Here is a 17,759-nt window from a genome sequence, read left to right on the forward strand (position 1 = left end):
CCATGCTGCTGCACAGGCCCGCTGTTACCCACGGCGGGTCTTTTCAGTTTGGATCCGCATAGCGTCGAACCTACGAAGGGGCGTTGGTTTCCTGGCGTTTTAAATCGCAGAGCGTTCCGATAAGAAATAAGGAAAATAAAATGCTGAACACCCGGATCAGCCTGGTCGCACTGGCACTCATCGCCGCGACCCAGGCACAGGCCAATGACCAGGCCGCAAGCAAGGGCTTCATCGAAGACAGCCACGCCAACCTGAACCTGCGCAACGTCTACATGAAGCGCGACAAGAAGCACGGCACCAACGACCAGAGCCAGTGGGGCCAAGGCTTCATCGCCGACTTCTCCTCGGGCTTCACCCAAGGCACCGTCGGTGTGGGCGTCGACGCCTTCGGCCTGTACGCCATTCGTCTGGATGGCGGCAAGGGTCGTAACGGCGGTGGCGGTATCGACTTCTTCAAGCGTGAAAACACCGTCGACGCCGACGGCCGCAGCTCTGCTGCCAACGACCTCGCCCGTGCCGGCGCTGCCGTCAAGTTCCGCGTCTCCAACACTGTGCTCAAGTACGGTGACATGATGCCGGCCTTGCCAGTGCTGCAGTACGACGCCAGCCGTCTTCTGCCAGAGAGCTTCACCGGTGCCATGGTGACCTCCAAGGAAATCGAAGGCCTGGAGCTGAACGCCGGTCGCTTCACCCAGCAGGCACGCAAGAGCGCCCAGGGCCACGATAGCGGCGGCCTGAAATCGATCGCCGTGCTCGGCGGTAGCTACAAGTTCACCGACAACTTCACCGCTTCGCTGTACACCGCAGACAACGAAGACGTGATGAAGAAGCACTACCTGGGCTTGAACTACGTCTTCCCGCTGTCCAGCGATCAGTCCCTGACCCTGGACTTCAACGGCTACAAGTCGGACATCGACAAGAAGTACGAGCGTGAAGCTGGCCTGACCGGTGACTCCAACACCATCTGGAGCCTGGCAGCTACCTACGCCTTCGGCCCGCACTCGGTCACCCTGGCGCACCAGCGCAGCACCGGTTCTACCGGCTACAACTACGGCTGGTACAAGAACAACGGCGGTACCAGCGACGGTGGTTCGACCATCTACCTGGCCAACTCCTACTGGTCTGACTTCAACGCCGAAGACGAGCGTTCCTGGCAGCTGGGCTACGGCCTGGACTTCGGTGCCTTCGGCATCCCAGGCCTGAGCTACCGGATCGCGTACGTAGTGGGTGACAACATCAACACCCGCACCCTGGCCACCCCGGAAGGTTTCGGCGAGGGTAAAGAGCGTGAGATCTACAACCAGCTGAAATACGTTGTTCAGGAAGGTTCGGCCAAGGACCTGTCGGTTCGCCTGCGTACTTCGTGGCTGCGTACCAACAACGCTGTACAGCAGAACGGCTACAACGACGACGGCAACGACGTTCGTATCTTCGTCGAGTACCCAATCAGCATCTTCTGATACTGATCTGGCGTAAAGAAACAGCCCCGGCATTTGCCGGGGCTGTTTCGTTTCGGGCCTGATATCGGTGATCAAGCGCGCTGCTGGATTTCCCGCAGACGGTCTGCACCACCTTCAGCGACGCGTTGGCCGGCTGGGGTGCGCTCGTAACCACCTTCAGCGACGCGTTGGCCAGCAGGGGTACGCTCGAAACCACCTTCAGCGACGCGTTGGCCGGCAGGGGTACGCTCGAAACCACCTTCAGCGACACGCTGGCCAGCTGGAGTGCGCTCGTAGCCACCTTCGGCGACCACTGGCTGCTGTGGCTTGCTGCTGACGGCGAAAGCGCTGGCGCTGGTAGCGATCAGGGTGGCGCTAAGGATCAGAGTAGTGATCGATTTCATGGTGGCGGCTCCAAAGTGTTCAAGTGCGATTCGGTTGAGTGGGGTGCCCTTGCTGCATGGGTTTAGATTAAGTTTCCCAATCGATTGGCGTTATCTGATTAGTGCCGCCGTTTTGCCTGATCCTGTCGCTGTTCAATCGGTGTTGCCGGGGCTGCGTGGCAGCCCCATTCCGAGGCTCAACGATCAGTTCTGGTTGGCGTTGATGGCTGGGCGGATGTAGCTGACCTTCTGCACCTGGCCGTCGCTGTCGCGGTAGGTCAGGGTGGCAGTGCTGGCGTGACCGGTGGTGGCCTTGGCGTCGACCGAGATCACGTGGTCGATGTCCAGGTCCATGCCGTACTGGTACGGGGTGGCGGTCTGGGCGAAGGCGCTGACGCTGGTGCCGAGGGTGAAGGTGGCGATGGCGATGGCTTTGCTGAAGGTCATGATCGTTCTCCGGTATCGTTGGGTAGTGGTGTCAGCGACTGTCGCTGCTTGAGATGTATATTGCGCGATAATATTTAGTGTGCAAAATATAATTCCACTATGGGAACGATTGACGCGTTGGATCAGAGGGTTTGAGTGTGCATGGCACCGGCTGCGCCGGTGTTCGCGGCGCCCTGGCCATCTATCGCCAAGAGGTCTTGCTAGACGGCGCTGGTCTTCCCGGCTGCTGCCACCCGCGCATCCCACCCCTGCATGGCCGCGTGCGCCACGGCCTCCAGTTCATCGCGCGCCACGCCATCGCGCGCCAGGATCGACATGCCGCTCTGCACCGTCTGCACGAAACGGGCAAGGGCATGGGCATCGAGGCCCGGGGGTAGCTCGCCAGTGGCAACGCCCTGCTCGATCCGCGCCTTTATCCGCATGAACGGCGAATTGCGGAAGTTGCGCACCAACTCGCCCAACGCCGAGTAGCCCTCGCTGCCCACCGCCGAGAGGGTGACCATGCAGCCGGTGGGGGTGTCCGACAGCGACCCGGTGAGGAACGCCGCCGAGGTCATCAGCCAGGTTTGGATCGCCGCGCGTGCCGTGGTGGCCTGGGAGAAGTCACCCCAGCCCAGCGCCTTGTAGCTTTCGCAGTAATGCTGCAAGGCCTCGGCGTACAGCGCTTCCTTGGAGCCGAACGCGGCGTACAGGCTCGGCGAGCCGATGCCCATCGCTTCGGTAAGGTCGCTCATCGAGGTGGCTTCATAGCCTTTGAGCCAGAAGACAAGGGCCGCCTTGCCCAGCGCCGTGTCGCGGTCGAAGGCACGTGGGCGCCCGCGTGGGCGTGGTCGGGTGCTGCTGGGAAGATCATCTGAAGTGTGCATGCCGCGATTGTAGGGCCATTGCCTGGCTTGAACAACGCACGGGGTTATATTTGTGTGCCGAGCGACACAAAATATATTGACAAGGCGGCACGCTCTCTTCGAGTATTTGTGTATCGTTCAACACACAAACAGGTGAGTCATGAGTGATCTGATCGGCAAGCGCGCCCTGGTAACGGGTGCTTCGCGGGGTATCGGGGCCGCGATCGCAGTGGCCCTGGCGGAGAAGGGCGCGGACGTGGCCATTACCTACGAGCGCTCGGCCGAGAAGGCTGCCGAGGTGGTTGCGCTGGTCGAGGCCCAGGGCCGCAAGGCGGTCGCGATCCAGCTCGACGGCGGCAACCCGGCCTCGGTCAAGCGTGCGGTCGACAGCGCTGCCGAGGCGCTCGGCGGGCTGGATATTCTGGTCAACAACGCCGGCGTCGCGTTGTTCGAAGCCATCGCCAACATCAGCGTCGACGACATCGATACGCTGCTCGACATCAACGTGCGTTCACCTTTGCTTACCGCGCAGGCGGCGATTCCATACCTGACGGCCGGTAGCCGGGTGATCAACATCGGTTCGGCGGGCGCTGAGCGTATCGTCGGCGACACCGGCACGGTGTACTACATGACCAAGTCGGCGCTGCACTCCTTCACCCGCGGCCTGGCACGCGAGCTGGGTGCGCGGGACATCACGGTGAACCTGGTGCAGCCGGGCTCGACCAACACCGACATGAACCCCAGCGATGGCGAAACCGCCGAGTTCCAGCGCGGCCTGATGCCGTTGGGTCGCTACAACGAGCCGAAGGATGTCGCGGCGGTGGTGGCGTTCCTGGCAAGCCCCGCAGCACGCCAGGTGACCGGGGCGATCATCAACGTCGATGGTGGCTTGAATACCTGAGGCCTCTAGCTTAGGGTACGCAACATACGAAGCGTATGTAGGGTTTGACATACGCTTCGTATGTCAATATGTTGCTCCTGTCCCTATCCCTGGCAGTGCTACAGGAGCACCCATGATCGACTCACTCGCAGGCTATCAATCTCCCTCGATGATCGCTGACCCGGCCACCCGGGAATCGCTCAACACTTTCATCGCCGACGCGCTCCAGGCGCTGTCCACCCCTGGTTCGAACATCACCGACTACTTCGCCGATGCCGACGTGGCCATCGCCGGCTCCGGCCTGGACGAATACTTCATGGGCCGCGATGCCGTACACGAGGGCCTGACCTGGGTCGCCACCCTGGGCATTCGCTGGCAGCCGCGCCTGGTGGTGTCGTGGATGCGCGGCGACATCGCCTGGGCGCAGATCCGCATCGACGGTCACAAGCTCGAAGACGACACCCCGATCGTGGTGCCGTACGTCACCACTGGCGTGTTCCAGCGCACCGGCGACAGCTGGTCGTGGCTGTACTGGGGTGGTGGCGAGCCGCAGCAGACCCCGCGTCTGTAAGCCAAGGTGAATCATGACTGACTTCAGCAAACACCCCGGCTACTCGACCATGTTCCAGGAAGGGCGGCTGACGCTAGGGTTGTTCTTCGCTATCGAGTCGTACAGCGGCGCGGTGCCGCAGATGGACATTGCCCAGCAGTTGAAAACCGCGCGCCTGGCCGAAGAGCAGGGCTTTGCTGCGCTGTATTTCCGCGATGTGTTTCTCAACGTGCCGTCGTTCGGCGATGTTGGTCATATACACGACCCCTGGGTTTTCATGGGTTTCGTTGCGGCGCAAACCTCGCGTATCGCCCTGGCCACCGGCAGCATCGTCACCACGATGCGTCACCCGCTGCATGTGGCCAAGGCAGCGGCGTCGGTGGATCGTCTTTCCGGGCAGCGGCTAGTGCTGGGGCTGGCGACCGGTGACCGGCCCAGCGAGTTCGCGGCGTTCAACACCCAGATCGAACAGCGCCCGGAGCTGTTCCGGGAAGCCTTGGAGGTGATGCGCCAGGCCTGGGGTGAGGACTACCCAAGTATTTCCACGGCAAGGGTGAAACTGTCGGGCGCCGATACTCTGCCCAAGCCCTTGCTGGGGTCGATCCCGGTGATGGTCACGGGCCACTCGCGCCAGTCGGTGGAATGGATTGCAGAGCAGGCCGATGGCTGGCTGTACTACCCGCAAGGCGCGGCGCAGCAAGCCGATACCATTGCCCAGTGGCGCGAGTTGACACCTTCGTTCAAGCCGTTCGCGCAATCGTTGTACGTGGATTTGGCCGAGGACCCGAACGCGCCGCCGACGCCGATTCAACTGGGCTTCCGTGCTGGGCACAAGTTCCTGCGCGAGTACCTGGAAATGCTTGAAAGCATTGGCGTGAACCATGTGGGGCTGAACCTGAAGTACGCCCGGCGCCCGGCGCATGAGGTGGTTCAGGAGATTGGCGAGTTCGTGGTGCCGCGGTTCGCTGCTCATTGAGGAAATAGCGCTGGCCTATTCGCGGCGGTTCGGCGCCCCGACAAGCCCGCTCCTACAGGTTCCTCGCTGTACCTGTAGGAGCGGGCTCGCCCGCGAACACCGGCGCAGCCGGTGCCACCAACACACAATGTGTGCCAGCCTCACTTACCCAACAACAACCCCGAAGCCAGCACCTTGAACCCCTCGGTAGCCTTCACCGAGGCATCCTGCGGGTCGTCCGCATGGGCGATCCACAGCGAGGCATTGAGCAGCGCGCCCATCACCATCCGCGCCATGGCCTCGGCATCCACCGCCCGTACCGTGCCTTCATCCATCAGCTTCTGAATGCTGCGTTCGGTGCTGCGCATGCACGCGTTCTGGCTGGCCCAGCGCGAGGAATCGCCTAACACGGCCGGGCCGTCGAGCAGCACGATGCGCTGTATCTCCGGCTCCAACGCCATGCGGATATAGGCGATGGACTCCTCGATAAAGCCCTCCCAGGTGCTCGACGCCTGCTCGATCACCACCGCCAGGCGCTGCACCATCTCGCTGTCGATCTGCGCGATCACCGCTTCCAGCAGGCCTTTCTTGCCACCGAAATGGTGATACAGCGCGCCACGGGTCAACCCCGCCTCGGCGGTCAGCTCATCCATCGAACTGTCGGCGTAGCCCTGGGTGGCGAAGGCTTCCCGTGCTGCTTTGATCAGCTTGGCGCGGGTTTCCACAATCATCTCTGCACGTTTCTGTGCCATTACCCTTGTTCCCGAATATGACATACGGAGCGTATGTGAGAATTGACATACGTAGCGTATGTTGTATTTTGAATGGCATACGCGGCGTATGCAAGTTTCCTGGTTGTTCCTGTTTCATGCAGCGCCGTCCGTCCCCGCAGGAGTGTGCGCATGTGTGACCAGACCGGCCTGGACCCCTCGGGTGCCGACGATAATGCCATTGATGCGCTTGTTCAGGCCAAGTCCTTGGTCAATAGCGGCATCAAGACGCTGGGTTTGATCGTCAACCCCATCGCTGGCATGGGCGGGCGGGTGGGCTTGAAGGGCACCGATGGCTTCGAGGTGCTGGCTGAAGCCAAGCGCCGAGGCGCTCGCCCGCTTTCCAGCGAGCGCGCCCTGCAAACCCTCCAGCACCTGGCCCACACCTGCGCGCCCTTGCACCTGGTAACCGCTGCCGGCGAGTTTGGCGAAGACGTGGCCCGCGCCGCTGGCCTCGATCCGCTGGTGGTGTACCGCCCCAGCGTCGGCGTCAGCGGCCCGGATGCTACGCGCAACGCCGCGCTGGCCATGGCCCGCGCCGGTGTCGACCTGCTGCTGTTCGCCGGTGGCGACGGCACGGCGCGCGACGTGCTGGCCGCTGTTGGCGACCGCGTGCCGCTGCTGGGCATTCCCACCGGAGTGAAGATGTATTCCGCCGTGTTCGCCACTACCCCGCGCAACGCCGGGCAACTGCTGGGTGACTTCCTGGCAAGTGCCCCTTCGGTCAGCCTGCGTGAGGCCGAGGTGATGGACATCGACGAAGCCGCCATGCGCGAAGACCGCGTCTCAACCCAGCTGTATGGCTACGCCCGCAGCCTCTACCAACGCCACCGGGTGCAGAACGCCAAGTCCGGCTCTGTATTGGGCGCCGACGCCGCTCTCGACGCAGCCAGCGCACAAGTCGCCCAGCAGATGCAGCCCGGCTGCCTCTACCTGCTAGGCCCTGGCAGCACCACCCGGCGGGTGATGAACGCCCTCGGCCTGCCTTCGACGCTGCTGGGCGTGGACGCTGTGCTGGATGGCCAGCGCATCGCCGCCGACCTCGACGAACAGGCCCTGCTGCGCCTGATGGACGGGCGACCCACGCGCCTCGTGGTCGGGGTGCTTGGCGGCCATGGCAGCCTGTTCGGGCGCGGCAACCAGCAGTTCAGCGCCGAAGTCATCCGCCGTGTCGGGCGCGACGGCATCGTCGTGATCGCCTCCATGGACAAGCTTATTTCCCTCGACGGCGGCTGCCTGCGCGTCGACACCGGCGATGCCGAGGTCGACGCGCTGCTCAGCGGCTACCTGCGAGTGCATACCGGGCCGGACCGCACCACCTTCTTCAAGGTTCGCGCCTGATCCCTTCCACCCTACCCAGGACCCTCCCATGAGAAGTCACGTCGCCCACCCCTACATGGCGAACTCCGTGCCCGCGCTCAAGCAGGAAATGCTCGAGTCGATCGGTGCCAACAGCATCGAGGAGCTGTTCCAGCAGATTCCCCAGGGCCACCGGCTCAAGCGCCCGATCGAGCTGCCGCCAGCCCTCACCGAAAGCCAGCTGCGCCGACACCTGGTCGACACCCTGGCGAAGAACGTCACCTGCGAGCAGAACCTCAACTTCCTCGGTGCCGGCTGCTGGCAGCACCATGTGCCCGCCGCCTGCGACGAAGTGGTGCGGCGCAACGAGTGGCTCACCTCGGTGTTCGGCGAGCCCAGCTCCGACCATGGCCGCAACCAGGCCTGGTTCGAGTTCTGCAGCCAGCTTGGCGAGCTGTTGAACATGGACCTGGTCGGCATGCCCGTGCGCAGCTGGGGCAGTGCCGCTGGTCACGCCATTCGCATGGCTGCGCGCCTCACCGAACGCCGCGAGGTGTTGGTGGTGCGCGCCATCGACCCCGAGCGTCTGTCGGTGATCCGCAACTATTGCGAGCCCGCCGACATGGCCAGTCACATCAATGTGCGCCTGGTCGACTATGACCCCAGCACCGGCCTGCTCGACCTCGAGCACCTCAAGGCGATTCTGGGCGAGCAGACCGCCGCGGTGTACTTCGAGACGCCCTCGTACTTCGGCGTGATCGAGCAGCAGGGCGCCGAGATTGCCCGCCTGGCCCATGCTGTGGGCGCCGAGGTGATCGTCGGGGTCGACCCCATTTCCCTCGGCGTGCTCGCCGCGCCTGTCGACTACGGCGCCGATATCGTGGTGGGCACCACCCAGCCACTGGGCGTGCACATGAACAGCGGCGGTGGCGTCAGCGGCTTCATCGCCTCGCACGACGATGCGCGTTACGCCCACCAGTACCCGACCCTGTTCATCAGCATCAGCGAAACCACCCAGCCTGGCGAATACGGCTTTGGCCTGAGCCTGTTCGAGCAGTCGTCCTATGGCCTGCGCGACAAGGGCAACGATTTCACCGGCCACTCGGTGTACATGTGGGCCATCGCCAACGCCGTGTACATGGCCATGATGGGGCCCAAGGGCTTCGAGGAAGTGGGCGAGGTGATCCTCCAGCGTGCGCATTTCGCGGCCAAGCGGTTGGGTGAAATTCCAGGCGTGCGGGTGACCTTCCCGAGCGGCTTCTTCAAGGAATTCGTGGTGAATTTCGAGGGCACCGGGCACAGCGTCGCCACCCTGAACAAGCGCCTGTTGGCCAAGGGCATCTTCGGTGGCAAGGACCTTTCCAGGGACTTCCCCGAGCTTGGCCAAAGCGCCCTGTATTGCGTCACCGAAATCCATACCCAGGCCGATATCGAACGCCTGGCTGCTGCACTGAACGAGGTAATCGCACAATGAGCACGCCACTGCGCAAATACCACGCGCCGGTCTGGAACGAGCCGGTGATTCTGCAAATGGGCTACCCCGGGCGCCGCGGCGTCGTCTTCCCCGAAGTGGAGGACGCGGTACGTGCGGCCAGCGGCGCGCTCGACGACCTGGTGCCGGCGAGCATGCGCCGCACCCAGAAACCTGCGCTGCCGGAGCTTTCGGAGCCGGAGGTGCTGTACCACTACCTGCGCCTGTCGCAGCAGACCCTGGGCATGATGAACATCAGCCTGTTCGGCACCTGCACCATGAAGTACAACGCGCAGATCAACGAGGCCATGGCCTGGCGCCCGGAAATGACCCACGTGCACCCCTACCAGGATGAAGACACCCTGCAAGGCACGCTGGAAGTGGTGCACGGCATGGACAGCATCCTGCGCGAGCTGTCGGGCATGGACCAGTTCATCTTCCAGCCGGGTGGTGGGGCGGATGCGGCGTACACCAACTGCGTGGTCACCCGTGGCTATCACGCATCGAAGGGCGAGCTGGCGCAGCGTGATGAAATCATCACCACCATCCAGACCCATCCCAGCAGCGCAGCCACGGCAGCGGCGGCGGGGTTCAAGGTCATCACCCTGATGATCGAGGAGAACGGCTATCCGTCGCTGGAGTCGCTCAAGGCGGCGGTGTCCGAGCGCACGGCAGCCTTGATGTTGAACAACCCGGACGACATGGGCGTGTACAACCCCGAGATTCGCGAGTGGGTGCGTATCGTCCATGAGGCCGGCGGCCTGTGCTTCTACGACCACGCCAACTTCAACGGCGCGATGACCAAGATCCGCGCCCGCGAGCTGGGGTTCGACGCCTGCATGTTCATGCTGCACAAGACCTTCGGCGCGCCCAAGAGCGGTGTGGGTGGCCCGGCGGTGGGTGCCTACGGCTGCTCGGCGGAGCTGGCGCCTTTCCTGCCCGCGCCGGTGGTGGCCTTCGACGGCCAGCGCTACAGCCTCGATTACGACCGCCCGCACAGCAGCGGCAAGATCCGTGAGTTCTGGGGCAACGTGCCGGTGATTCTCAAGGCCTACGCCTGGGCCCGGGCGATGGGTGCCGAGGGCATGGCCGAGGCGTCGGACATTTCGGTGCTGGCCAACAACTACATGGAGAAGGGCCTGCTGGCGATTCGCGGGGTCACCCGCTCGCACCCCGACGCCACCAGCCCGCGCCTGGAAATGACCCGCTACAGCCTGCAACAGCTCAAGGACGACACCGGGGTCGATGCCCACGACGTGCAGAACCGCATGACCGACTTCGGCATCGACGCGATGTGGAGCAGCCACCACCCCTGGCTGATCCCCGAGCCGTTCACCCCTGAGGCCGGCGAGATGTATGGCAAGGAAGCGCTGGATACCTGGATTGCTGTGCTGGCGCACATTAGCGAGGAGGCCTACAGCAACCCCGAGATCGTCAAGACCGCGCCGCACAACCAGGCCATTCATAGGCTCAAGGGCCGCGACCTGGAAGACCCAGCGCAATGGGCGATGACCTGGCGGGCGTACCAGCGCAAGAAATAACGCGCCCAGTGCTGCCATCTGCGAGAGACCTAGTGTGGGAGCGGCCTTGTGTCGCGAAAGGGCTGCGCAGCAGCCCCAGAAATTGAAGCCGCGCCATTGAACCCCTGGGGCTGCTGCGCAACCCATTCGCGACACAAGGCCGCTCCCACATCAGGCCGCCCCTCCAGATGTCGGCGTGTAGCAACACCCTGACCAGAGCTAACAATCAGCCACTCGCGGGTTCGCACGCTGCAACCCGCGTACAGGAACCTTCCATGTCTATCTTCGAACAGGGCCTGGTGCCCTTGCCTGTCAACCACGTTGCGCTCTCGCCGTTGAGCTTCATCGAGCGTACTGCCAGCGTGTACGGGCACTACCCGGCCGTGATCCACGGCAACATCCGCCGTGACTGGCAAGACACTTACAAACGTTGCCGCCGCCTGGCCAGCGCCCTTGATGCCCGAGGCATTGGCAAGGGCGACACGGTGGCGGTGATGCTGCCCAACATCCCGGCAATGCTCGAGGTGCACTTCGGCGTGCCGATGATTGGCGCGGTGCTCAACACCCTCAACGTACGCCTGGATGCCCAGGCCATCGCCTTCATGCTCGAGCACGGCGAGGCCAAGGTGCTGATCACCGACCGCGAGTTCCACGCTGTGATCCGCGAGGCCTTGGGCCTGCTGGCCAATCCGCCGCTGGTCATCGATGTCGACGACCCGGAATACGGCGAAGGCCAGCCACTCAGCGAACTGGACTACGAAGCACTACTGGATGAAGGCGACCCGCAGTTCGCCTGGCAGTGGCCGGAAGATGAATGGCAGGCCATCTCGCTCAACTACACCTCCGGCACCACCGGCAACCCGAAAGGTGTGGTCTATCACCACCGCGGCGCCTACCTCAACGCCCTCGGCAACCAGATGACCTGGGCCATGGGCAACCACCCGGTGTACCTGTGGACCCTGCCGATGTTCCACTGCAACGGCTGGTGCTACCCCTGGACCGTCACCGCCCTGGCCGGCACTCATGTGTTCCTGCGCCGGGTCGAGCCGCAGAAGATTCTTGGGTTGATCAACCAACACCGGGTCAGCCACCTATGTGGCGCCCCCATCGTGCTCAACGGCCTGGTCAACGTGCCCGAGGCCGCCAAGATGGCCATCGACCACCCGGTGGCAGCGATGGTCGCGGGGGCTGCGCCGCCGGCCAAGGTGATTGGTGCGGTGGAGGCGATGGGGATCAAGGTCACCCATGTGTATGGGCTGACCGAAGTCTATGGCCCGGTGACGGTGTGCGCGTGGCACGCCGAGTGGGATGCCCGGTCGCTGGATGAGCGCGCGCGGATCAAGGCGCGCCAAGGTGTGCGCTACCCGACGCTGGAGGGCTTGATGGTGGCTGACCCGCAAACCTTGCAGCCGGTGCCGAGCGATGGGGAGACCATCGGCGAGATTTTCATGCGTGGCAATACGGTGATGAAGGGCTACCTGAAGAACCCCGACGCGACCCGCGAGGCGTTCGCCGGTGGCTGGTTCCACACCGGCGACCTGGCGGTGCAGCATCCAGATGGCTACGTGGAAATTCGCGACCGGCTCAAGGACATCATCATTTCCGGTGGCGAGAACATCTCCACCATCGAGGTCGAAGGCGTGCTCTACCGACACCCGGCGGTGCTGGAGGCCGCAGTGGTGGCGCGGCCCGATGAGAAATGGGGCGAGACGCCCTGTGCGTTCGTGACCTTGAAGGAGGGTTTTGCTGACACTGGCGAGGCCGACATCGTGCGCTTCTGCCGGGAGCACCTGGCGGGGTTCAAGTTGCCCAAGACCGTGGTGTTCGGCGAGTTGCCCAAGACTTCGACGGGGAAGATCCAGAAGTACCTGCTGCGTGAGCGGGCGCGGGTGCTCTAAGGCCTGGAGTATTGGTGAATGGCACCGGCTGCGCCGGTGTTCGCGGGCAAGCCCGCTCCTACAGGGTTTTGCGCAATCCCTGTAGGAGCGGGCTTGTCGGGGCGCCGAACCGCCGCGAACACCAGCACCGCTGGTGCCATACACCGCGCAGGCCAGTTACTTCACATTCTTGTCGAGAAACTCACGAATCACCGGAATGATTTCCTTGGCGTGGGTTTCCAGGGCGAAGTGCCCGGTGTCATAGAAGTGAATGTCCGCCTTTGGAATGTCGCGTTTCCAGGCCTCGGCACCAGCGGGCAGGAAGAACGGGTCGTTCTTGCCCCACACCGCCAGCAGTGGCGGCTGGTACTTGCGGAAGAACGCCTGGAACTCAGGGTACTTCGCCACGTTGTCGGCATAGTCCAGGATCAGGTCGAGCTGGATGTCGGCATTGCCCGGCTGGGTAATGTGCAGCCCTTCCAGGGTGTAGCCATCGGGCGAGACCTTGCTCTTGTCCGCCACCCCTTCGAGGTACTGCCACTTGATCGAAGCCGGGGTCGGGAAGTCGCTCAGCGCTTCGCGGTTTTTCTGGGTGGGTTCGCGCCAGTAGGTCTGGATCGGCGCCCATCCGGCACCCAGGCCTTCTTCATAAGCGTTGCCGTTCTGCGACACGATCGCCGTCACACGGGTTGGGTGCGCGACCGCCAGGCGCCAGCCCACCGGGGCGCCGTAGTCGTGGACCATCAGCGCGTACTTGTCGAGCTTGAGCTGCTCGGTGAACTGGCCAATGGTCTTGGCCAGCTGGCTGAAGGTGTAGGGGTACTTGCCGCGGGCCGGCGACTCGGTGAAGCCGAAGGCCGGCAGGTCCGGGGCGATCACGTGGTAGCGGTCGGCAAGGGCCGGAATCACGTCGCGGTACATGAACGACGAGGCGGCGAAGCCGTGCAGCAGCAGGACGGTCGGCGCTTTCGGATCGCCTGCCTCGCGGTAGAAGACCTTCACGTCGCCGACCTGCTCATAGCGATAACGCACGTCCTGGTGGGACGGTTCGGCAGCTTGGGCGGTGCCCGCCAGTAGCGTGGTGGCCAACCCGGCGGCTGCCATCAGTTTCGAGAAAGACATGACAGAACCTCTTCTGTAACTGGTAAATTGTGTAAAAGAGGTTACTCCTGTGTTTTGTAACTCGTCAATAGTATTTTTAAGGGTTACATTGCCGGCGTGCACGCTGGTGATAAGGCTGCAAGAACGGCGTCACCAGCAGCATCACCGCGCCGACACCCACCAGCAGCCACAGCGCCGACTGGAAATTCCCCGTGCTGTCACGCAGATAGCCCATCACCAGCGGCCCAGCAGCGCCCACCAAGTAGCTGATGAGCATCACGAAGGCATTCCAGGTGCCGGCTTCTTCTGGCGTCGAGGCGTTGTCCAGCGGCAAGGTCATGGCCAGGGTGAAGGCGCCACCGGTGCCGAACGCAGCTATTGGCACGATCACCAGTGGCATGCTGCTGGGCGACACGGCCATCGCCAGGCTGCCGAGCAAGGCGATGGACGAGCTTGCGGCCAGCAGCAGGCGGCGGTCGTCGCTGCGGCTGAGAAAGCCGAATACCGGGTTGGCCACCATGAAGCCCAAGGTGTAGCTGGCCAGGATCAAGCCCGCCGAGGCCGTGCTTTCACCCAACTCGCTATAGAGCGGGGCAAGCCAGGCGATCAGCGCGTAGAACACCAGGTTGTTGCAGGCGAAGAACAGCGCGATCAACCAGGCGGTGGCATTACCCCAGGGCATTTTGGGCTTGGCCGTGGCGGTCGCGGTTGGTCGGCTGCCCAGGCTACGCCGTTCGACAATCACCCAGGCCAGCGCCGCCAGCAGCACCGGCAGCACCCAGGCGCCACTGGCCCAACGCCAGCCTTGCAGCAGCTGTTCGAGCAGCCCAGTGCTGGCAGCCGCGAAGGTGCTGCCCATGCCGATGGCCGTGGCGTACAGCCCCATGAACAACGCCAGGCGCCCTGGTGCGCGGGCTTTCACGTAGCTGGAGAACAGCGTCCCGGCGATGGCGATGCCCGCACCCACGCCAGCGGTGGCGGCGAACAGCTGGCCGGCGGACCCGGCGAAGGTGCGCAAGGTAATCGCCAACCCCATCACCAGCAGCGCCGCCAGGATCACCCGGTCGCGCCCGTAGCGGTGTGCCAACCAGGGCGCGGGCAGCGCCAGCACGCCCATCAGCAGCGTGGGAATCACCGTCAGCAGGGCCGCTTCGGTGTGACTCAGGCCCAGTTCGAGAATGATCGCAGGCAGCAGCGGCCCCACGGACACGATGCCGGGGCGCAGGGTGATGGCGACGAGCACGATGCAGGCCACCAGCACCAGCATCGAGGGGGCACGCGGCGTCGCGGGTAGGGGTTCGGCTGGCATGGCGAGGGCTTCCGGTACGCTTGAAGGTGGGCGGCGCGGCAGTATGCTCGGCGCCGCGTGGGGTTCAGGCCGAGTACGTGGGGTAGTCGGTCAGGCCTTGCTCTGCACCGCCGTACACCGTGGCGGGGTCGAGCGGGTTGAGCGGCCAGCCATTGGCGATACGCGCAGGCAGGTCGGGGTTGGCGATGAACGGGCGACCGAATGCCACCAGGTCCGCCAGGCCCGACTCGATCAGACGCGCACCCCGCTCGGCGGTGTAGCGGCCGGCGTAGAGAATGCGCCCGCTGAACGCGGCGCGTACGTCGCGGCGGAAGGCTTCGGGCAGGTCGGGCGCGTTGTCCCAGTCGGCTTCGGCGATCGACACGTAGGCAACGCCTGCGGCCTCCAGCACCTTGATCGCCTCGACGTAGGTGGTGTGCGGGTCTTCCTCGACCAGGCCGATGTACACGCGGTCCTGGTCGGTGCTGGTGAACAGCGGGGTGAAGCGCACGCCCAGGCGTTCGCCGCCCACCACCGCGCTTACTGCCTCGACGATTTCACGCAGGAAGCGCAGGCGGTTTTCCAGCGAGCCGCCGTATTCGTCGGTGCGCTGGTTGGCGTGGGCCGAGATGAACTGGTTGACCAGGTAACCGTTGGCCGAGTGGATTTCCACGCCGTCGAAGCCAGCATCGATGGCATTGCGCGCGGCTTGTGCGTACTGCTGCACCAGCTCGCCGATCTCGGCCACTTCCAGCGCTCGTGGCACGGGTGGCTGCACCAGCTCGCCGGTGCCTGGGCCGGTCTGGATGAAGGCCTTGACCTTCTGCGCCTGGATCGCCGAGGGCGCGACCGGGGCAGCGCCACCGGGTTGCAGGTCGTTGTGCGAAACCCGGCCCACGTGCCACAGCTGGGCGAAGATCACCCCGCCTTCGGCGTGCACCGCGTCGGTGACCTTGCGCCAGCCCTCGATCTGCTCGGGGGTGTAGATGCCTGGGGTCCAGGCATAGCCTTGGCCGCGCGGCTCGATCTGGGTGCCTTCGGTGACCATGAAGCCGGCACCGGCGCGCTGGCGGTAGTAGGTGGCCATCAGGTCGGTGGCGATATCGCCGGGCTGGGCGGCGCGCTGGCGGGTCAATGGCGGCAGCACGATGCGGTTCTTCAGGGTGATGTGGCCCATCTCGATGGGGGTGAACAATGCGCTGTGGTTCATGGCTCTAATCCTGTCGTTCAGGTGCACGGAGGCGTGCGTGAAGGCGCGAGCGCCCACGGGCTCCAGTGCGAAAATTCAGGGGGCTGAAAGGGCGGCCTCTCGCGAGGAGAGGCCGCACCGGCTTACTTCTTGATCAGCACGGTCTTGGGGTTGGTGAACAGCAGGCGGCCTTCGTGGCCGTGCTCGGTGCCCAGGCCCGACTGCTTGTGGCCACCGAACGGCACGTCGATGCCCTGGGTGTGGATCTCGTTGACCCAGACCATGCCAGTCTCCAGGCGGTTGGCCACGGCCACGGCTGCCTTGGTATCGCGCCCCCAGACCGAACCACCGAGGCCGAACGGGCTGTCGTTGGCGCGGGCGACCACATCATCCACATCGTCGTAGGCGATGATCGGCACGATCGGGCCGAACTGCTCCTGCTGCACGATCATCGACTGCTCTGGCGGGTTGTCCACCACGGTCACCGGGATGAAGTAGCCAGGACGGCTTTCGTCCACTTCGCCACCGAGCACCACCTTGTAGCCATTGGCCTTGATGTCGTCGAGGAAGGTACGCACCTTGTCGAACTGCATCTTGTTCTGCACCGGGCCCACGGTCACTTCAGGGTCCAGGCCGTTGCCCATCTTCTGTTGCTTGGCGTAGTCGACGAAGGCCTCGACGAACTCAGCGCGGTAGCTGCTGTGTACGTACAGGCGCTTGATGCCTACGCACCATTGGCCCGAGTTGCCCACCGCGCCCCAGTACAGCTGCGGGATGATGGCTTTGAAGTCGGCGTCGGGCAGCACGATGGCGGCGTCGTTACCGCCCATTTCCATGGTCAGGCGCTTCATGGTGCCGGCCGCCGAGCGGATCACGTGCTTGCCGGTCTCGGTCGAGCCGGTGAAGCTGATCTTGGCGATGTCGGCGTGGGCGGTCATCTGTGGGCCCAGCTCGTTGCCGCCGGACACCACCGACAGTACGCCTGGCGGCAGCACGGCCTGGGCGATCTGGCCGAAGCGCAGGGTGGTCAGCGGGGTGAACGGCGACGGCTTGATGACCATGGTGTTGCCGGTGATCAGCGCGGGTGCCACTTTCCACAGCGCCAACAGCACTGGGAAGTTCCACGGGGTGATCGCGCCGATCACGCCCAGCGGGGTGTGGTGCAGCTCGACCACATGGCTGTCGTTGTCTTCGACGATTTCCACCGGAATGCGGCGGGTGGCGATCTGGCGGATCCACGAAATGGCCTGGTCGACTTCAGGCTCGGCCATGGTCTTGAGCGGCTTGCCTTGTTCCAGGGTCAGCAGCTCCGACAGCTCGTCGCGGTGCGCTTGCAGGGCGTCGGCGTAGGCGTTGAGGTAGACCTGGCGCTGGTCGTAGCTCAGCGCGGACCAGGTCTTGAAGGCGCTTTTCGCGCTGGCGATGGCGGTTTCCAGCTGCTCGGGCGAGCCCGAGGGCGCCTGGGCCAGCACCTGGCCGGTGGCCGGGTTGAACACATCGAAGTGTTCGGAGGTGGACACCAGGTCACCGGCGATGGACAGGTAGTAAGGGCCGGCGAAGACGCTTGGCGAGTAGGTGTAGCTTTTGGTGGTGGTCATTTTGCTAACTCCTTGAGTTAATTTGGAAAAGCACGTTTTAAATGGATTGATGAAGCGTTTTTCGGGCAGCACGAACCCCGTCATCCCGAAAAGGGGCGACTGTGCGAACGTGCAGGTCGTTACTTAAGGCGTGGCGGGCCTGGGCCT

The 17,759-nt window shown here is 64.1% G+C and carries 16 protein-coding genes; 8 read left to right on the forward strand and 8 right to left on the reverse strand.

Features of this window, described 5'->3' with window-relative positions:
* Positions 1–140: 140 nt before the first annotated feature.
* Positions 141–1,460, forward strand: coding sequence for an OprD family porin (locus ACQKPE_RS02970; protein ID WP_427663278.1), 1,320 nt, complete (start codon positions 141–143; stop codon positions 1,458–1,460).
* Between the two features lie 71 nt (positions 1,461–1,531).
* On the opposite strand, the gene ACQKPE_RS02975 is transcribed toward ACQKPE_RS02970, so the two are convergent.
* The 3 genes from ACQKPE_RS02975 to ACQKPE_RS02985 all read right to left on the reverse strand — a co-directional run bounded on the left by ACQKPE_RS02975 (position 1,532) and on the right by ACQKPE_RS02985 (position 3,135).
* The gene (locus tag ACQKPE_RS02975) at positions 1,532–1,843 is read right to left on the reverse strand and encodes a hypothetical protein (protein ID WP_427663279.1); all 312 of its coding nucleotides are present in this window, start codon (positions 1,841–1,843) and stop codon (positions 1,532–1,534) included.
* Positions 1,844–2,026: 183 nt separating this feature from the next.
* Positions 2,027–2,269: a DUF2790 domain-containing protein gene (locus ACQKPE_RS02980; protein ID WP_427663280.1), complete on the reverse strand. Its 243-nt coding sequence runs from the start codon at positions 2,267–2,269 to the stop codon at positions 2,027–2,029.
* Positions 2,270–2,469: 200 nt separating this feature from the next.
* Positions 2,470–3,135: a TetR/AcrR family transcriptional regulator gene (locus tag ACQKPE_RS02985; protein ID WP_427663281.1), complete on the reverse strand. Its 666-nt coding sequence runs from the start codon at positions 3,133–3,135 to the stop codon at positions 2,470–2,472.
* Between the two features lie 139 nt (positions 3,136–3,274).
* On the opposite strand from ACQKPE_RS02985, the gene ACQKPE_RS02990 reads away from it, so the two are divergent.
* From ACQKPE_RS02990 to ACQKPE_RS03000, 3 genes are all read left to right on the forward strand, one after another.
* The gene (locus tag ACQKPE_RS02990) at positions 3,275–4,015 is read left to right on the forward strand and encodes an SDR family NAD(P)-dependent oxidoreductase (protein ID WP_427663282.1); all 741 of its coding nucleotides are present in this window, start codon (positions 3,275–3,277) and stop codon (positions 4,013–4,015) included.
* Between the two features lie 112 nt (positions 4,016–4,127).
* A complete protein-coding gene (locus ACQKPE_RS02995; protein WP_427663283.1) occupies positions 4,128–4,565 on the forward strand; it encodes a nuclear transport factor 2 family protein in 438 nt (145 codons plus the stop codon).
* A gap of 13 nt (positions 4,566–4,578) precedes the next feature.
* Positions 4,579–5,520, forward strand: coding sequence for an LLM class oxidoreductase (locus tag ACQKPE_RS03000; RefSeq protein WP_427663284.1), 942 nt, complete (start codon positions 4,579–4,581; stop codon positions 5,518–5,520).
* 140 nt (positions 5,521–5,660) lie between these two features.
* Here ACQKPE_RS03000 and ACQKPE_RS03005 read toward each other — a convergent pair whose 3' ends face one another.
* A complete protein-coding gene (locus ACQKPE_RS03005) occupies positions 5,661–6,251 on the reverse strand; it encodes a TetR/AcrR family transcriptional regulator (RefSeq protein WP_427663285.1) in 591 nt (196 codons plus the stop codon).
* Positions 6,252–6,401: 150 nt separating this feature from the next.
* Here ACQKPE_RS03005 and ACQKPE_RS03010 point away from each other — a divergent pair, with 150 nt between their 5' ends.
* The 4 genes from ACQKPE_RS03010 (at position 6,402) to ACQKPE_RS03025 (ending at position 12,457) form a co-directional block, all read left to right on the forward strand.
* Positions 6,402–7,610 carry an ATP-NAD kinase family protein gene (locus tag ACQKPE_RS03010; protein WP_427663286.1) on the forward strand — a complete coding sequence of 403 codons (1,209 nt, stop codon included), beginning with the start codon at positions 6,402–6,404 and terminating at the stop codon, positions 7,608–7,610.
* A 28-nt stretch (positions 7,611–7,638) separates the two neighbouring features.
* Entirely contained in the window at positions 7,639–9,042 is a 1,404-nt protein-coding gene (gene gcvPA, locus ACQKPE_RS03015; protein ID WP_427663287.1) for an aminomethyl-transferring glycine dehydrogenase subunit GcvPA, read from the forward strand.
* On the forward strand, positions 9,039–10,580 hold the full coding sequence (gene gcvPB / locus ACQKPE_RS03020; protein WP_427663288.1) for an aminomethyl-transferring glycine dehydrogenase subunit GcvPB: 1,542 nt from the start codon (positions 9,039–9,041) through the stop codon (positions 10,578–10,580). Before gcvPA ends, gcvPB begins: the two co-directional genes overlap by 4 nt.
* 254 nt (positions 10,581–10,834) lie before the next feature.
* Positions 10,835–12,457 (forward strand): acyl-CoA synthetase, encoded by a 1,623-nt coding sequence (locus ACQKPE_RS03025; protein WP_427663289.1) that lies wholly within the window; start codon positions 10,835–10,837, stop codon positions 12,455–12,457.
* Positions 12,458–12,613: 156 nt separating this feature from the next.
* Here ACQKPE_RS03025 and ACQKPE_RS03030 read toward each other — a convergent pair whose 3' ends face one another.
* The 4 genes from ACQKPE_RS03030 to ACQKPE_RS03045 form a co-directional block, all read right to left on the reverse strand.
* Entirely contained in the window at positions 12,614–13,558 is a 945-nt protein-coding gene (locus ACQKPE_RS03030) for an alpha/beta fold hydrolase (RefSeq protein ID WP_427663290.1), read from the reverse strand.
* 76 nt (positions 13,559–13,634) lie between these two features.
* Complete coding sequence (locus ACQKPE_RS03035) at positions 13,635–14,846, reverse strand: CynX/NimT family MFS transporter (RefSeq protein WP_427663291.1); 1,212 nt, start codon at positions 14,844–14,846, stop codon at positions 13,635–13,637.
* Between the two features lie 64 nt (positions 14,847–14,910).
* On the reverse strand, positions 14,911–16,035 hold the full coding sequence (locus ACQKPE_RS03040) for an alkene reductase (RefSeq protein WP_427663292.1): 1,125 nt from the start codon (positions 16,033–16,035) through the stop codon (positions 14,911–14,913).
* 122 nt (positions 16,036–16,157) lie between these two features.
* Positions 16,158–17,612, reverse strand: coding sequence for an aldehyde dehydrogenase family protein (locus ACQKPE_RS03045; RefSeq protein ID WP_427663293.1), 1,455 nt, complete (start codon positions 17,610–17,612; stop codon positions 16,158–16,160).
* Positions 17,613–17,759 lie beyond the last annotated feature (147 nt).

It is taken from the genome of Pseudomonas sp. NPDC089554, assembly GCF_050280645.1.
Lineage (GTDB): Bacteria > Pseudomonadota > Gammaproteobacteria > Pseudomonadales > Pseudomonadaceae > Aquipseudomonas.

Bases quoted from the DNA above. Each gene is read 5' to 3' on its own strand.
- ACQKPE_RS03025 (WP_427663289.1), top strand. From the start codon at position 10,835: ATGTCTATCTTCGAACAGGGCCTGGTGCCCTTGCCTGTCAACCACGTT.
- ACQKPE_RS03045 (WP_427663293.1), bottom strand. From the start codon at position 17,612: ATGACCACCACCAAAAGCTACACCTACTCGCCAAGCGTCTTCGCCGGC.
- ACQKPE_RS02995 (WP_427663283.1), top strand. From the start codon at position 4,128: ATGATCGACTCACTCGCAGGCTATCAATCTCCCTCGATGATCGCTGAC.
- ACQKPE_RS02990 (WP_427663282.1), top strand. From the start codon at position 3,275: ATGAGTGATCTGATCGGCAAGCGCGCCCTGGTAACGGGTGCTTCGCGG.
- ACQKPE_RS03035 (WP_427663291.1), bottom strand. From the start codon at position 14,846: ATGCCAGCCGAACCCCTACCCGCGACGCCGCGTGCCCCCTCGATGCTG.
- ACQKPE_RS02985 (WP_427663281.1), bottom strand. From the start codon at position 3,135: ATGCACACTTCAGATGATCTTCCCAGCAGCACCCGACCACGCCCACGC.
- gcvPA (WP_427663287.1), top strand. From the start codon at position 7,639: ATGAGAAGTCACGTCGCCCACCCCTACATGGCGAACTCCGTGCCCGCG.
- ACQKPE_RS03005 (WP_427663285.1), bottom strand. From the start codon at position 6,251: ATGGCACAGAAACGTGCAGAGATGATTGTGGAAACCCGCGCCAAGCTG.
- ACQKPE_RS03000 (WP_427663284.1), top strand. From the start codon at position 4,579: ATGACTGACTTCAGCAAACACCCCGGCTACTCGACCATGTTCCAGGAA.
- gcvPB (WP_427663288.1), top strand. From the start codon at position 9,039: ATGAGCACGCCACTGCGCAAATACCACGCGCCGGTCTGGAACGAGCCG.
- ACQKPE_RS03030 (WP_427663290.1), bottom strand. From the start codon at position 13,558: ATGTCTTTCTCGAAACTGATGGCAGCCGCCGGGTTGGCCACCACGCTA.
- ACQKPE_RS02970 (WP_427663278.1), top strand. From the start codon at position 141: ATGCTGAACACCCGGATCAGCCTGGTCGCACTGGCACTCATCGCCGCG.
- ACQKPE_RS03040 (WP_427663292.1), bottom strand. From the start codon at position 16,035: ATGAACCACAGCGCATTGTTCACCCCCATCGAGATGGGCCACATCACC.
- ACQKPE_RS03010 (WP_427663286.1), top strand. From the start codon at position 6,402: ATGTGTGACCAGACCGGCCTGGACCCCTCGGGTGCCGACGATAATGCC.
- ACQKPE_RS02975 (WP_427663279.1), bottom strand. From the start codon at position 1,843: ATGAAATCGATCACTACTCTGATCCTTAGCGCCACCCTGATCGCTACC.
- ACQKPE_RS02980 (WP_427663280.1), bottom strand. From the start codon at position 2,269: ATGACCTTCAGCAAAGCCATCGCCATCGCCACCTTCACCCTCGGCACC.